Annotated in this window: 18 protein-coding genes; 8 read left to right on the forward strand and 10 right to left on the reverse strand. The window is 67.4% G+C overall.

Annotation, left to right across the window (positions count from 1 at the left end):
- Window positions 1-3: 3 nt before the first annotated feature.
- The 7 genes from AB0O76_RS01675 to AB0O76_RS01705 all read right to left on the reverse strand — a co-directional run bounded on the left by AB0O76_RS01675 (window position 4) and on the right by AB0O76_RS01705 (window position 2,807).
- Window positions 4-225 (reverse strand): DUF397 domain-containing protein, encoded by a 222-nt coding sequence (locus AB0O76_RS01675; RefSeq protein ID WP_365483893.1) that lies wholly within the window; start codon window positions 223-225, stop codon window positions 4-6.
- Window positions 226-265: 40 nt separating this feature from the next.
- Entirely contained in the window at window positions 266-577 is a 312-nt protein-coding gene (locus tag AB0O76_RS01680; protein WP_365483896.1) for a hypothetical protein, read from the reverse strand.
- Window positions 578-609: 32 nt separating this feature from the next.
- A complete protein-coding gene (locus tag AB0O76_RS01685) occupies window positions 610-1,464 on the reverse strand; it encodes a helix-turn-helix transcriptional regulator (protein WP_365484426.1) in 855 nt (284 codons plus the stop codon).
- Entirely contained in the window at window positions 1,440-1,964 is a 525-nt protein-coding gene (locus AB0O76_RS01690; RefSeq protein ID WP_365483898.1) for a DUF6879 family protein, read from the reverse strand. The genes AB0O76_RS01685 and AB0O76_RS01690 overlap by 25 nt, the downstream gene beginning before the upstream one ends.
- Window positions 1,948-2,139, reverse strand: a complete 192-nt coding sequence (locus AB0O76_RS01695; protein ID WP_365483901.1) for a hypothetical protein — start codon at window positions 2,137-2,139, stop codon at window positions 1,948-1,950. Before AB0O76_RS01695 ends, AB0O76_RS01690 begins: the two co-directional genes overlap by 17 nt.
- A 105-nt stretch (window positions 2,140-2,244) precedes the next feature.
- Window positions 2,245-2,451: a DUF397 domain-containing protein gene (locus AB0O76_RS01700; RefSeq protein WP_365483904.1), complete on the reverse strand. Its 207-nt coding sequence runs from the start codon at window positions 2,449-2,451 to the stop codon at window positions 2,245-2,247.
- 11 nt (window positions 2,452-2,462) lie between these two features.
- Complete coding sequence (locus AB0O76_RS01705) at window positions 2,463-2,807, reverse strand: Scr1 family TA system antitoxin-like transcriptional regulator (RefSeq protein WP_365483907.1); 345 nt, start codon at window positions 2,805-2,807, stop codon at window positions 2,463-2,465.
- Between the two features lie 246 nt (window positions 2,808-3,053).
- On the opposite strand from AB0O76_RS01705, the gene AB0O76_RS01710 reads away from it, so the two are divergent.
- From AB0O76_RS01710 to AB0O76_RS01735, 6 genes are all read left to right on the forward strand, one after another.
- Window positions 3,054-3,263 carry a hypothetical protein gene (locus tag AB0O76_RS01710; RefSeq protein ID WP_365483910.1) on the forward strand — a complete coding sequence of 70 codons (210 nt, stop codon included), beginning with the start codon at window positions 3,054-3,056 and terminating at the stop codon, window positions 3,261-3,263.
- Entirely contained in the window at window positions 3,247-3,771 is a 525-nt protein-coding gene (locus AB0O76_RS01715) for a DUF6879 family protein (RefSeq protein WP_365483913.1), read from the forward strand. Before AB0O76_RS01710 ends, AB0O76_RS01715 begins: the two co-directional genes overlap by 17 nt.
- Window positions 3,761-4,603, forward strand: a complete 843-nt coding sequence (locus AB0O76_RS01720; protein WP_365483916.1) for a helix-turn-helix transcriptional regulator — start codon at window positions 3,761-3,763, stop codon at window positions 4,601-4,603. Before AB0O76_RS01715 ends, AB0O76_RS01720 begins: the two co-directional genes overlap by 11 nt.
- 173 nt (window positions 4,604-4,776) lie before the next feature.
- The gene (locus AB0O76_RS01725) at window positions 4,777-4,950 is read left to right on the forward strand and encodes a hypothetical protein (protein WP_365483919.1); all 174 of its coding nucleotides are present in this window, start codon (window positions 4,777-4,779) and stop codon (window positions 4,948-4,950) included.
- Between the two features lie 41 nt (window positions 4,951-4,991).
- Entirely contained in the window at window positions 4,992-5,213 is a 222-nt protein-coding gene (locus AB0O76_RS01730; protein ID WP_365483922.1) for a DUF397 domain-containing protein, read from the forward strand.
- 70 nt (window positions 5,214-5,283) lie between these two features.
- Window positions 5,284-5,766: a hypothetical protein gene (locus AB0O76_RS01735; RefSeq protein WP_365483925.1), complete on the forward strand. Its 483-nt coding sequence runs from the start codon at window positions 5,284-5,286 to the stop codon at window positions 5,764-5,766.
- A gap of 41 nt (window positions 5,767-5,807) precedes the next feature.
- On the opposite strand, the gene AB0O76_RS01740 is transcribed toward AB0O76_RS01735, so the two are convergent.
- A complete protein-coding gene (locus AB0O76_RS01740; RefSeq protein ID WP_365483928.1) occupies window positions 5,808-6,023 on the reverse strand; it encodes a DUF397 domain-containing protein in 216 nt (71 codons plus the stop codon).
- Window positions 6,024-6,034: 11 nt separating this feature from the next.
- Window positions 6,035-6,886, reverse strand: coding sequence for a helix-turn-helix transcriptional regulator (locus tag AB0O76_RS01745; protein WP_365483931.1), 852 nt, complete (start codon window positions 6,884-6,886; stop codon window positions 6,035-6,037).
- A gap of 216 nt (window positions 6,887-7,102) precedes the next feature.
- Between AB0O76_RS01745 and AB0O76_RS01750 the strand changes: the two genes are divergently transcribed.
- Together AB0O76_RS01750 and AB0O76_RS01755 are read left to right on the forward strand one after the other, a co-directional pair.
- A complete protein-coding gene (locus AB0O76_RS01750) occupies window positions 7,103-7,534 on the forward strand; it encodes an ATP-binding protein (RefSeq protein ID WP_365483934.1) in 432 nt (143 codons plus the stop codon).
- A 1,319-nt stretch (window positions 7,535-8,853) separates the two neighbouring features.
- A complete protein-coding gene (locus tag AB0O76_RS01755) occupies window positions 8,854-10,497 on the forward strand; it encodes a von Willebrand factor type A domain-containing protein (protein ID WP_365483937.1) in 1,644 nt (547 codons plus the stop codon).
- Here the strand turns inward: AB0O76_RS01755 and AB0O76_RS01760 are convergent.
- The gene (locus AB0O76_RS01760; RefSeq protein ID WP_365483940.1) at window positions 10,484-13,666 is read right to left on the reverse strand and encodes a glycoside hydrolase family 2 TIM barrel-domain containing protein; all 3,183 of its coding nucleotides are present in this window, start codon (window positions 13,664-13,666) and stop codon (window positions 10,484-10,486) included. The two genes, AB0O76_RS01755 and AB0O76_RS01760, sit on opposite strands and share 14 nt — an antisense overlap.
- Window positions 13,667-13,728 lie beyond the last annotated feature (62 nt).

Raw genomic sequence — 13,728 nt, forward strand, 5'->3', positions numbered from 1 at the left:
GGGTCAGACCGAGAGACCGAAGCGGGCAGGATCGATACCGGCGGCGTCCAGCTCAGCCGTCGTGAACCGCAGCGGCGTCATGTCGGGCCGCTTGCTGTCACCCATGGCCCACTCGTCAGGTCCGATACGGGTCAGAGTCACGCAGCCCTCGGTACAGGGGCCGCCGCAGGCCTTGTTGAACACGGTGCTGCTGATGTCGAGGGCGTACAAGTCGGGTCCGGGCATGGTTCACCTTCCGTAGGGGAGCGGGTGCGCGGAGGCTGACTCAGAAGGGCCCGTCTTTCACGACGAGTACCACCCCAGGCCACAACGCCATGGCGTTGTCCCGGCACAGCGTGTGGAGAATGGAGGGGGCGGAGGCTTCACCCAGGGCGCCATCGACGTGATCGCGCAGTAGTTCTGCCTCGGACGGTCGGAGCACCATCTCTGTGTCAGCCACGTGCCGACCGTTCTTCGACAGCCACACCGGAACCCGCACGTTGTCCTCGGGGTCCAGGTACGCCGGTCGGCTCGGGATCGGTTCCAAGCGCCAACCACGCGCTACCGGTTGCTGCGGCTTCCTCAGTTCGCTCGGCATGCATTCATCGTCGGACCAGGGGCGATGTGGCTCTAGTGGGTTTCTCGTTGCGGCAAGAGGTCGTTCCGGATGCCTTCGAGCAGGGCTCTCATGCCGTCGCCGTGCAGGGCGTCTTGAGCGAAGCCGTCGAACTTGGCGACGTACAGCGCAACGTCCCTCGGGTCCGTCACGACGATTTCGGCATGCACGGTCTCGACCGTCGCGGCCCTGTCGTCGCGGATCACAAACGGGTGGTTGGGGATGTCGTGCTTCGGACCCGCCAAGGGCACGACGCGCACGTCGATGTGCGGCAGGCGTGAGACGGAGGCGAGTCGGTCCAACTGCCCGACCATCACAGTCGCCGGGACGATCAGCCACCGGAGCACAGGTTCCGTGATCACAAATCGGAGGGTCTTTCCGGGATCCTGGAGCACGTCCTGGCGCTCCAGTCTCGCCATCACGGTCTGTCTGACGCTCTCCTGAGTCAGGTCTTCGTGCCGCGACAAGACGGCGCGCATGTACTCCGGCGTCTGGAGCAGGCCGGGGACCAGGGCCGGCTGGAAGACCCGCAGCAGGGTCATGCGGGCCTCGATACCCTGTAGCTGCCGCTGTGCCTTGTGGAGTCCGGCACGCTGTATCAGGCGCCATGCCGTGGTCTCCGTGGCCGCTGCGCGCGCCGCGTCCATGAATTCGATCTTGACGTCTTCCGAGACTCCTATTGCGGTCAGGACCCGATCTACGTCGTCGGCGCTGGGGCTGACCTTCCCCGTCTCGATCTTGCTGAGCTTACTGGCGGACATGACAGCGCCGCGGGCAACCGCTTTGGCTTCCTTTCCGGACGCCTCCCGCAGCACCCGCAGCGCGGTGCCGAGCTCCGATCGGTTCACTCGCTGTGCTGTGCCCACCAGTCAGCGAACGGCACGGCGTGCGCGAGGGCCGTGTCCCGGTATGCGGCGTACTCGGGGCCACGGTCGTCGGGCAATACGTCGGCGCCGAGGAACTTGCCGTCGCTGTAGGTGAAACGGGCCGGTGTTGTCGAGTCGAACAGCCAGAAGTCCCCGACACCTTCGGGCAGCGGACTGGGCCGGTCGGTCACGTCAAGGATGAAGAACTCTTCCCCGGCCGTGCTGTTCGTGACGTAGCCCCACCCCAACTCGAATCGCAGATAGGGCGTGAGCGGCCGCGTGAGCATGTGGACGCGGTACATGCGTCGTCCAGCGTCGACGTGCCCCCGTACGTCTTCGAGCCAGTCGGCGTTGTAGCCGGCCGGCTTGCCGTGGCCGTCGAGGAACAGCCGGTAGGCGTCGACACTCCCGGACCGGCTGTAGTCGTCCAGCGTCTCCAGCCGGAACGCTTCCTGCTCGAAGTGGTCGAACAGGTCTCCCAGGCCCCTAGCCAAGCTGGTCACCGAACGCCTTCTTGATCAGGCCGATGGGGATTTCCACGAGGCTCTCGTGGTCCGGGATCGACAGACCATGGTCGGTCGGCGTCTCGCCCTGCACGAGGATCGTGCCCCGGTCCGTCTTGTAGATGGTGGGGCAGTCCTTCTTGTCGCATGTCGTCGCGAGCGTGGTGACCTTCACGGCGATCCCCTTCCCGTTGACCTGATGTCTAGGTCGATCGTTCCGGGACCGGTGGCCCAGGAGCAAGAGGGTGGGGTTTCCAGAACGGGAAACCGGGATCAGGCTTCAGAGGTCCTGGGTCCGGCCCTCGGCGCGTGACTTCACGCTGCGTATGAGGGCGGCGAGCTGTGCGGGGGAGGCGGACAGCTCGGTGCCGGGGGCGTCGCTTTCGCGGAGCAGGATGCCTCCGGTGGTCGTGGCGAGCTCTACGCAGTTCGGTGCGTCCTCGTTGCCGGAGAACGAGGATTTCTGCCACACGGGTGCCGCCGTCATGTCGGGACCTTTCAAATGGACTTCGCCAGTTGGTGAATGAAGTCCCTCGACTCTACGACTCCCAGCGCCACCCCCTCCACGTCGTTGATCACCCTCCGGTACCGGCCGAGTTGTGCCTCCGCGTCCACGAAGGTCCCGCCGTGCGCGGTGTCCAGCAGGACGGTGTCCAACTGCGGTACCTGGCCTCCCGCGATCAGCAGTGGATTGCCGATATCGGTGAAACCGTCCACGTCGAACGGGACTATCCGCACGGCGACTTGAGGCCGCTCGGACTGCTCCGCAATGTGGAGCAACTGCCTTCGGGCTACACCGCGATCGGCCACTCGCACACGCAGCGCCGCCTCGTGGATCACCACGTGATAGGGGCGGGATGATTCAGGGGGCGGCGGTCTCGGTGACGTACGCGGTGGTGCTGTTCGCGTTGGCGTTCCGGGGGTTTGCGCGGAAGGACGTGGTCAGCTGAGCTCCGGCCGGGAGAGACCGGCAGGGGCCTCTTTATGCGAAGACGCGAATATTGACGTCCCCGCATGGACTGCCGTTCCTGCCACTCGTACCGTCGTGGTCAACAGGTCCAACCAGGGGACACGGCAAAGGGGTTCAGCATGGCGCGCGAAGAACTGACCCGACTCACAGGCAACGGCAATGGCGGCCCTTGTGGGAAGGACGACTGCCCCAACGTCTACCGCACCGCGTCCGGCTCCATCGTCGTCCAGGGCGACGTATCCGCAGCCTTTGAGCCACCCCAGGGTGAGGCACTGGTGGAGATCCCTGAGGGCGTGCTGAGGGAGGCGTTCCGTGCTCTTGGCTGGTGAGGAGTGGGCTGCCAGGTTCGAGGGCTTCCGGCGGGAAGCGTGGCGACTTGAGTCCCTGCCTCAGTACCTCATGCCGCAGGAAGCCGACGAGCTTTCGGCGTTCAAGGCTGGATCCCGTACCGACCCCCACACGGTGCAGAACGAGTACACAGACCGGCTTCGCCGACAGGCCGCAGAAGGGCGCACACAGGGCCGTGTACACATCGTCACTCGCCCTCTCTCCGACTACCTGCGCTTTGAGTTCTCGCAGTACTATGCGCCCCACTCCTTGGCGGGGGAGCGGATCCGCATTCTCGATGTGACGGACCGCACCAACCCCTTGGAAGGTGTCCAAGACTTCTGGATGTTCGATCACTCCGAAGTGGTACTCATGAACTACCACCCGGACGGTAGGCAGATCAGCCGCAAAGTGCACGACGGAGACGCGGCGCCGTTCATTGAATACCAGCGAATCGCGGTAGCTGAGTCGGTGCCCTTTGAGGAGTACGTGAAGGGCATTGACCTTTGAACCCGAGGAGCTAGGTCAGTCCAGGTCGGACCTGGCTGCAGTCCTGAAAGGCCAACGAAGGCGGGCCGGGAAGACACAGGTCTGGCTCGCCAAGCGCTGCAACATGTCTCAGACCAAGGTCAGCAACATTGAAGGAAACAAGCTCACGCCGACCATCGTCGACGTTGAATTGATCCTTCAGGCACTTGGCGTCGAGGGGCCTCTAACCGTCGAAATAATGGCCCTTGCTCGATCGGCCAACACCGAGTGGCAAGACCATTGGAACTCGCGCCGCAGAGGACTGGACAAGAAGCAGAACGAACTGGCGGGGCTCGAAGCTGCGACTACAGAGTTCCGGTTCTTCCTGCTGTCCATGGTCACCGGGCTACTTGCCTCCTCGGAATACGTGCGCGCCAGCATCGCCGACGTACCAGGAGACCAGTCCAAGACCATTGCGAAGAAACTTGAGCGTCAGGGCGTCCTCTACGATTCGTCGAAGTCGTTCACGTTCCTGCTCACGGAACAAGCCGTTCGATGGCCGCTGCTTCCGCCCCTCGCAATGGCCATGCAGCTAGATCGGTTGGCCTCAGTCTCTCGCATCCCGACTGTACGGCTAGGAATCATCCCCCTTAGCGGGTACATCCCCGAACGGCCATTGAACACGTTCACGGTATATGACCGACGCCTGGCCACTGTCGAAACCAGTACGGGCGCCATGGTCTTCCGCGACCACCGAGACGTGACGGCATACTTGGACGACTTCCGGTCGTACGAGCGCTACGCGGTCTTCGGGGAAGAGGCTCGGAGACTCCTGGCGGAGTGGTCCGAGACATTTACCCGACAACACAAATAAAACTAGAGCCGCTGCTGCTTCGGCCCGACGATGAATCCATGCCGAGCAAACCGAGAGAGCCGCAGACAGTAGCGCGTGGTTGGCGCATGGACCCAATCCCCAGTCGACCTGCCTACCGGGACGACAAGGGGAACGTCAGGGTCCCGGTGTGGCTGTCGAAGGACGGTCGGCACGTGGCAGACACGGAAATGACCCTGTTGCCCTCTGAGGCTGAGCTGCTGCGCGACAACCTCGCGGATGCCTTGGCCGATATCCGCTCCATCCGCCACGAGTTGCTGAGGGGCAGCGCCACGGCGCTGGGCCCTGATGTGGCTGTGGTCCCGAAGGGCGGCCCCGGCCGGACCTGAGTCTGCCGTCTCCATCTGATCCCTCTACGGAAGGTTGCACCATGCCCGGAACCGACCTGTACGCACTCGACATCAGCGGCGCTGAGTTCTCCAAGGCGTGCGGCGGCCCTTGTACCGAGGGGTGCGTAACCCTGACCCGGATCGGCCCCGATGCCTGGGCCATGGGCGACAGCAAGCGGCCCGATATGACGCCGCTGCGGTTCACGACGGCGGAGCTGGACGCGGCCGGTATCGACCCCGGCTGCTTCGGTCTCTCGGCCTGAGTCCCGCCTCTTATCAGCCGGTCCCCGCTCCGGGGGCCGGCTGGCTCAACTACCGAGACTGGAAGCTGAGTTGCACCACCACGGATATCTGTGGATCGGTTCAAAGGAACGCTTCGACGACGAAGCCCTACGGCGGCCACCGCACCCTGACCCGCCACCAGCCGGTAGCAGCCTGGAGATTATCCAGCGGCATCGAGAGGTGATGGCGGAATTCCCTGTGGTGGACCTCCCGCCGCTGGAGACGGCGTACTGGCTGATCAAGCCCCGGAGGCTGATCCGGGGCACCTGGGAGCACCCCAAGCGGTCTGCGGAATGGCTCGGCGAACGGCTCGTCGAGTACGCCCCCAGATTCGCCGCAGACCGCGACCGCGACACGACGCGGCTGTCCATCCTGGTCGACTCGGCCGCTGCGACGCTGGGATGGGGCGGGGACGTCTCCCAGGGCTTCTACCTCGAGCGTCCGACGTTCCTGTCGGTAGCGCTGGTGACGTGTTCCCCGAATCGTGCGATGCCGGAGTTCTCATGTCCAGAGGCCTGTCCGCCCGGCGCTTGAGGACTGACTGGACACCGTCGGGCTCGCGCGTAAGGGCGCGGTCAGCTGAGGCCCCGGCTCCCGGCCAGGTTGCCCGTCCGTGACTTCACGGCGCGTATGAACGAGGCGAGTTGTCCAGGGGAGGCGGACAGTTCGGTGCCGGGGGTTTCGCTTTCGCGGAGGTGGATGGTTCCTGCGGTTGCCGTGAGTTCCACGCAGTCGGGGGCGTCTCCACCGCCGGAGTATGAGGACTTCTGCCACTCGGTGCCCTTTGCCATGTCCGGACCTTTCACATGCTCTGCGCGAGTCGGTGGATGAACTCCCGTGACTCTATGACTCCCAGCGCGGCCTGCTCCACCTGGTGGAGGGCCTGCCGGTAGCGGGCCAACTGCGCTTCGGCATCCAGGAACGCTCCGCCGTGTTGGCCCTCCACGAGCACTGTGTCCAGCTGCGGGACGGGGCCACCCGCGTACAGGAGCGGGTGGACGACTCCGGCGAATCCGTCCACCTCGAATGGGATGACGCGCACGGTCACCTGTGGGAGCTCGGACCGCTCCAGGATGTGCAAGAGCTGCCGCCGCGCGGCCTTGCTGTCGGCCGCCTTGATCCTGAGTGCTGCTTCATGCACCAATGCCCGGTAGGGCACTGTGCGATCTGCTTCCAGGATCCTCTGGCGGTGCAGCCGGAACTGTACGCGCCGCTCGATCTCGTCGTCCGACAGTCTCGGCACCGAGGTGCTGAAGACGGCGTTGAGCTGCTCCTCGGTCTGTAGCAGACCCGGTACGTGCACAGTCTGGAACGTGCTCAAGTACGCGGCGCGATCCTCCAGTTCGGCGAGATCCAGATAGCCGGACGGCACCAGTCCGCGGTACTCCTCCCACCATCCGCGTCCCCGCTCGTCCGCCATGGCCGCGAGCGCGTCGATGAGGGCGCTGTTATCGCACGCGTACTGACTCGCCAGGTAGCGGACGCGTTCTGCGCTCACTCCCACCCGCGCGCCTTCCACGGCGGAGATCCGGGTCTCGGCGAATCCCATGCCCCGAGCAGCCTCCCGCCCGGTCAGTCCTGCCCGTTCCCGCAGCCTGCGCAGCTCGGCGCCGAGCCGTTCCTGGCGTGCCGTGATGACGCTACGTGCCGACATGTACCTCTGCTTTCCCGCGAGTTGAGGTCTCTGAGTATCCCAGTCCCGCTTGACGAGGTTCAACTGAACCTCCTACTGTCAGTGATGTAACGCACACGCTGCGAAACAACCGGGCACCCGGAAGCGCACCACTCCGTCCTGCCACGACGGCCGCGGCATTGCCACCGCCCGCCCGCGCAGCGCACCAACCCCCCTCCCCTCAACCGGAGTTCCGCCATGCCGAAAACACCGGAAGATCCCGCTCCCGATCCTGCTGTCGAACCATGGGAATACACCCTCTACATCCCCCACGACCCCCGCGCCGTCACCATCTGCCGCCGCACCCTCCGCCTCATCCTCGCCGCACACGGCCTGCCCCACCTCTCCGAGGCCGCCGAACTCCTCGCCACCGAGCTGGTCGGCAACGCCCTGTGTCACACCAAGGGCCCCGCCGCCCTCCGCCTGCGCTGGTCGGGCCGGCTCCTCCGCATCGGCGTCTGGGATGCCGATCCGACGCCACCGGTGCCCCCGCCGCATACTGCCCCGGACGCTGAACAGGGCCGCGGCCTTGCCCTCGTCCGCATCTGTGCCGACGGCTGGGGCTGGCATCCGCTCACGAGCACGGGCGACACCGGCAAATATGTGTGGTGCGAACTCTCCGTGGCGTGAACGCAACGGGTCGCTTGGAGGCAGGGTTCGGCGAAGTTGTGTCCTGGCAGAAGGGGGGCGCATGCGTTGCGCGATGCGCCCTTTACCGAAGTAGGTCCCGGACCCCCGGGCGCTTCGGCATCCGTGCCGGTCGGGCAGGTAATGGCCGACCGGATCGCCGACTGTTTCCGGGGTGGTGTCGCTGCCGCCCGTGCTGAGGCCGAAGAGGCGGCCCGGAAGGGTGTGGCGTCAGGGCCCTCCCTGCACACCCATCCCTCTCCCTCCCGTCAGGGCAAAGCGGCATCTCGGGCGTCGAGGAGGCGGAATGCAACAAGATCCCGCCCATCAGCGCCTGTGTGCGGCATGTCGTGGGACTTTCCCGCAATCAGCCGCTCACCAGGCTTCAGACCGCCTCGGCCCTCCCACCCTTTCCCGTGACGGCCACCCCGGAAAATCCGGTCGGCAGACGCTTGACGAAACCGGGACCCATTCCCGGACCGGCCGCGCCCCTTCCACCTCACGGCACGCTGAAACGAACCAGTCCGCACCCGGCCGTAAAACCGGACGCCCCGCCATGCCGTCCCCGTGAGCCCCGCTTCGTGGCCGCCCGGTCATCACGCTTCTCGCGGTGGAGGGGTGGGTGTCAAGGGTGGAGCGAAGCGGAATCGGCGCAGCCGACGCCCGAAGGGCGCCCTTGACTCCCAGACCGGAACCGCCACACTCCGGGCAACCGGGCGGCCCCGGCGCCCATCAAAACCCAGGTCCAGCAAAGCCCTTGGCTCGGCAACTCTGCATCGCAGGCGGTCACCCCACCGCCACCGGCCCATGGTTCGCCCATCCTGCCCGGCCGCCGGGGTCGACCGCGGGCCGGGAGGGGGCGGGTGGGTGGGGAGGAGGCGGTGCCAATCGAAGTCGCAGGTCCAGCAAAGCCCTTGGCTCGGCAACTCTGCATCGCAGGCGGTCACCCCACCGCCACCGGCCCATGGTTCGCCCATCCCGCCCGGCCGCCGAGGTCGACCACGGGCCAGGAGGGGGCGGGTGGGTGGGGACGAGGCGGCGACGGTCAGACGCCGGGGCCGGCACCTGCGGGGACGCGCGCGGTTCGAGCCGCGCCACGGCACCAGCCGCGCCGGGCCTGCACCTGCGGGCACGCGCGCGCAGGCGGCGACCAATCAGACGCCGGGGGCAGCCACCTGCGGGCCCGCCCCCGGCCCGCGCAGCGCCACGGCGCCAGCCCGCCGTAGCCACATCGAGACACTTCCGCAACATCCCCGGTCGATCCCCGCGGTCCGCCCCGGCGTCACAGTCACGAGTGCCGGAAAGAAGCTAGGGGGATCACCATGCGGACCTGGAAGATACGGCAGGCGCTGCTCGCCGCCACCGTGGCCGGGGGGCTGCTGCTAGCCGGGTGCAGCGGGGGCGCCGGGGGCGAACGCGCATCCGACAACGCAGACAAGAGCCGCAGGGGCGGCGGCACCGACGCGGGGCCGATGCCCGCGCCCGCCATGCCCTCCGCGCCGGACGGCGACAAGCGGCAGGAGGAAGGTGAGGAGCGGGACTTCGCGCCGCCCCCGGACTATCTCTCCACCTTCGCCCTCGACGTGGACACCGCCTCCTACGGCTTCGCCCGCCGCACCCTCGCCGAGGGCAGGCTCCCGGACCCGTCGACGGTCCGCCCCGAAGAGTTCGTGAACAGCTTCCGGCAGGACTACCCCCGCCCCGAGGGCGACGGGTTCTCCGTGAACGTGGACGGGGCCCGCACCGACGCCGACGGGTGGTCGATGATGCGGGTGGGGCTCGCGACCGGCGCCGGGGAGTCGCAGGGCGAACGGCCGCCCGCCGCCCTCACCTTCGTGATCGACGTGTCGGGATCCATGGCCGAGCCCGGCCGCCTCGACCTCGTCAAGGAGTCGCTCGGCATCATGACCGACCAGCTCCGCGACGACGACTCCATCTCGCTCGTCACCTTCAGCGACAGCGCCGAGACCGTCCTGCCCATGACCCGCCTCGGGGACCACCGCGGCCGGGTGCACTCGGCCATCGACCAGATGGAGCCCACTCAGTCCACGAACCTCGAAGCAGGCATCACCACCGGTTACGACACGGCGGTCAAGAGCCGCCGCGAAGGCGCCACCAACCGCGTCGTGCTCCTCTCCGATGCCCTCGCCAACACTGGTGAGACCAGCGCCGACGGCATCCTGGAGCGGATCTCCGACGCCCGCAAGGAACACGGCATCACCCTCTTCGGGGTCGGTGTGGGCAGTGACTACGGGGACGCGCTCATGGAGCGCCTAGCCGACAAGGGCGACGGCCACACCACCTACGTATCGGACACGGAAGAAGCCCGGAAGGTCTTCTGCGAGCAGTTGCCGGCCAATATCGAGCTGCGCGCCCGCGATGCGAAGGCGCAGGTCGCCTTCGACCCGCAGACCGTCCAGCGGTTCCGGCTCATCGGGTACGAGAACCGCGAGGTCGCCGACGACGACTTCCGCGACGACAGCGTGGACGGCGGCGAGATCGGGCCCGGACACACCGTGACCGCGCTGTATGCCGTACAGATGAAGCCCGGTGCGAGCGGGCACGTGGCGACCGCCAACGTCCGCTGGCTCGACCCCGACAGCCGTGCCCCGCACGAGGAGTCGAATCAGATCGAGTCCGGGGACCTGGACGGCCGGCTGTGGGAGGCGAACGGCGGACTGCGCACCGCGGCGGTCGCCGCGTACTTCGCGGACGCGCTGCGGCAAGGGACCTCCAGGCAGACCGAGCCGCCGATGTCCACCTCCACGGGTTCTCCCACGTGGCAGCCCCTCCCCGGCGCACCATCGCTGGCCGAACTGGCTCGGCGCGCCGAGGAGTTGACCTCGGATGACGACAAGTCCCTGCGCGACCTCACGGCCGCCGTCCGCCAGGCGGACCGCCTGACCGGCGGATACGGCGGCGAGGACGGCGGAGGCGAGGGCGAGGGTGAGATCAAGCCTGGCTGAGTGCTCGCAGCCGGTACGCGTACGTGTACGTGCGGCCCGAGTGCAGCAGGTACTCCTCCAGCGGCGGTGCGCCCCAGGAGTCGTTGCCGCCGACCCCCATCTGCCGGTGGTTGACCCCGAGGACCGTCTCGTCGCGCCGCTTCACCTCGTGCGGGTGCCGCGGCCCGTCCAGGTCGGCGGGTGAGTGGTGCAGCGCGCTGGTCTCCAAAAGGTCCTCACCCTCCGCCGGGTCGGCGAGCACGGTCAGGCCGTCGCCCGACCGGTCGGCGAGCGTCAGGCGTCGTACGTCCGTCATGTTGCCCGTCTGCTGCGGCCGGACGTACGGCGCGACCTGCTCGTCGACCGTGGAGCGGTAACGGCCCACGAACGCCGCCGACTTGCGGTCCTGGTAGTTCTCGTGCGGACCGCGGCCGTACCAGTCGAGCCGCTCGAACCCGGCGGGGACGGTCAACAGGGCGCCCACCATGGGCAGATCGGGCAGCCCGGCCGCCGCCTTCAGGGTGTGCCTGACCCGCACCTCGCCGTCGCCGCGCACGGTGAACACGGTGTGCCAGGCGGACGGCAGCGGGGCGGTCGGCAGCGTCGCGGTCACTTCGATGCTGACCTCGCCCGGCGAGGGCTGCGCCGCCTTCACCTCCTTGACGGAAGCCTTCGCGCCCGCGTCCCGCCAAGTGGCCGCCTGCTCGTGGTACTTGCGGCCGATGTCGTTGTCGGTGGGCCCGCGCCAGAAGTTGGGCGCGGGGCCGCCCGCGAGCAGCAGCTTCCCCTTGATCTTGTACGAGGTGAGGGTGCCGGCCGACTTCGACAGGATCACCTCGACCTCGCGTCCCGTGACCTTTACCTCGCTCTCGCTCTCGGTCAGTTCGAGGGCGGGCAGCGTGCCGGGCGCCGGGTCGGCGGGCGCGGGGGACCGCCAGTCCAGGGGGAGCTGCTCGGCGGCGACCGTGTGACCCGCGGCGGCCCAGCGGGTCTTGTCGCGCAGGGCGAAGGTCACGTCGAGCCAGTACTCGGCGCCGGGTTCGAGCTCGCCCGGCTTCTTGTACGGGATGCGTACGGTGCCGGTGGCGCCCGGCGCCACATCGGGCGCGCGGAGTGTGCCGTGCTGGATCTCCTCGCCGTCCCGCGTCACGCTCCAGCGCAGCTCGTAGGCGTCCAGGCCGCTGAAGCGGTGCTTGTTGCGGACCTTGACGGTGCCCGCCGCGAGGTCGTCGGCCGTGACGGACAGCGGCTGGTAGACCTTCTTGATCTCCAAGAGGCCCGGGTGCGGCGAACGGGTGGATGCGACCAGGCCGTTGCAGCTGAAGTTGCCGTCCGTCGGATAGCCGGGGACCCAGTCGCCGCCGTACGAGAGATAGGTGTGCTTGGAGTCGCCGGGGATGGGGCGGCGGATGTTCTGGTCGACCCAGTCCCAGACGAAGCCGCCGTGCAGGTTCGGGTACTTCTCGAAGATCTCCCAGTACTCGGGGAGGTTGCCGTTGCTGTTGCCCATGGCGTGCGTGTACTCGCAGAGCATGTACGGCTTGGGGTTGCCGGACGTGCCGTACTTCTCGACGTCGGCCGGTTTCGTGTACATCTCGCTGTGCACGTCGGCGACGGAGTTCATGCCCTCGTAGTGCACGGGACGGGAGTTGTCGCGGGCGCGCACCCAGCCCGCCATGGTCTTGAAGTTGCCGCCCTCGCCTGCCTCGTTGCCCAGTGACCAGGCCACCACGCAGGCGTGGTTCTTGTCGCGTTCGACCATCGAGCGGAGCCGGTCCACGCAGGCGTCGGTCCACTCGGGCAGCGAGCCGGGCAGCCGGTCGCGCACCCCGTGCGTCTCCAGGTTCGTCTCGTCGATGGCGTACAGGCCGTACTCGTCGCACAGTTCCAGCCAGCGCGGGTGGTTGGGGTAGTGCGAGGTGCGGACGGCGTTGATGTTGTGCCGCTTCATCAGCAGGACGTCCTCGACCATGACCGACTCCGGTACGGCCTGCCCGTGCTCGGGGGTCGACTCGTGCCGGTTGGTGCCGTGGAACATGACGTGCTTGCCGTTGACCGTCCACTTGCCGGGTCCGAAGTCGACCTGGCGGAACCCGACCCGGGTGCGCTGGATGTCGGTCGTGCGGCCCTTGCCGTCGGTGAGGGTGACGACGAGGGTGTAGAGGTTCGGGTCCTCGGCGGACCAGAGGGCGGGCGCCTTCACGTCGGCCTTCAAGGTGAGCGGCTCGTCGAAGACGGGCTCACCGGTCAGCTTCGCGTCCGGCACGGGGCGGCCGTCGGAGTCGTACAGCCGTGCCGTGATGCGGTGTTCGCCCTGGGGAGCCTTGCCGGTCCTGTCGTGTACGACGGTGGTGACGGACAGCGTCGCGTCGCGGAACGCCGAGTCGAGATCGGTCCGTACGAAGATGTCGTGCACATGGACGGGTGTGATCGCGTACAGATACACGTCCCGGAAGATCCCGGACAGGTCGATCATGTCCTGGTCCTCCAGCCAGCTGCCGTCGGACCAGCGGTAGACCTCCACCGAGAGCGAGTTGGTCCCGGGGCGGAGGAAGGGGCTGATGTCGAACTCGGCCGGGGTGTAGCTGTCCTCGCTGTAGCCGACCTTCTTGCCGTTGACCCAGACGAAAAAGGCCGACTTCACCCCCTGGAAGGAGATCAGGGTGCGGCGCCCGGACCAGTCGTCGGGGACGGTGAAGGTGCGGCGGTAGGAGCCGACGGGGTTGAAGTCCTTGGGTACGTCCGGGAAGTCGGGCTTCTCGTAGCCCTCCCACGGATATCTGATGTTGAGGTAGATCGGCTCCGGGTAGCCCTCGATCTCCCAGTTGGAGGGCACGGGTATGTGGTCCCAGCCGCTCACGTCGTAGTCGTCGGCCTCGAAGCCGGTCGGCCGCCGCTCGGGGTTCTTCGACCAGTGGAAGCGCCACGTCCCGTTGAGGGAGCGGTAGTACGGCGATTCGGTGAGCTCGCCGCGCAGGGCGTCGGCCGTGGAGGCGTACGGGACGAGTCTGGTCCTTGCCGGTTCTCTGTTGACCTGGAAGACGCGCGGATCGGCATTCCACTCAGGGGTCTTCGGCCCCTTCGCCTCCGCCGCGAAGGCCTGCTTCTGCGCGACGAAGGCCGCCCAGCCCACGAGCGCGGTGCCGGTGACGAGGAAGGACCGGCGGCTCGGAAGATGTGCGTCGCTCATGCTGCAACTCCGAACGTAAGACAACAAGAACCGCCAGCATCGGACGCGATCACCCAACATTC

The organism is Streptomyces sp. NPDC086554 (genome assembly GCF_040686095.1).
Lineage (GTDB): Bacteria > Actinomycetota > Actinomycetes > Streptomycetales > Streptomycetaceae > Streptomyces.

Excerpts from the sequence above, each read along its gene's own strand:
- AB0O76_RS01675 (WP_365483893.1), bottom strand. The coding sequence starts at position 225 with ATGCCCGGACCCGACTTGTACGCCCTCGACATCAGCAGCACCGTGTTC.
- AB0O76_RS01680 (WP_365483896.1), bottom strand. The coding sequence starts at position 577 with ATGCCGAGCGAACTGAGGAAGCCGCAGCAACCGGTAGCGCGTGGTTGG.
- AB0O76_RS01700 (WP_365483904.1), bottom strand. The coding sequence starts at position 2,451 with ATGACGGCGGCACCCGTGTGGCAGAAATCCTCGTTCTCCGGCAACGAG.
- AB0O76_RS01710 (WP_365483910.1), top strand. The coding sequence starts at position 3,054 with ATGGCGCGCGAAGAACTGACCCGACTCACAGGCAACGGCAATGGCGGC.
- AB0O76_RS01730 (WP_365483922.1), top strand. The coding sequence starts at position 4,992 with ATGCCCGGAACCGACCTGTACGCACTCGACATCAGCGGCGCTGAGTTC.
- AB0O76_RS01740 (WP_365483928.1), bottom strand. The coding sequence starts at position 6,023 with ATGGCAAAGGGCACCGAGTGGCAGAAGTCCTCATACTCCGGCGGTGGA.
- AB0O76_RS01745 (WP_365483931.1), bottom strand. The coding sequence starts at position 6,886 with ATGTCGGCACGTAGCGTCATCACGGCACGCCAGGAACGGCTCGGCGCC.
- AB0O76_RS01750 (WP_365483934.1), top strand. The coding sequence starts at position 7,103 with ATGCCGAAAACACCGGAAGATCCCGCTCCCGATCCTGCTGTCGAACCA.
- AB0O76_RS01755 (WP_365483937.1), top strand. The coding sequence starts at position 8,854 with ATGCGGACCTGGAAGATACGGCAGGCGCTGCTCGCCGCCACCGTGGCC.
- AB0O76_RS01760 (WP_365483940.1), bottom strand. The coding sequence starts at position 13,666 with ATGAGCGACGCACATCTTCCGAGCCGCCGGTCCTTCCTCGTCACCGGC.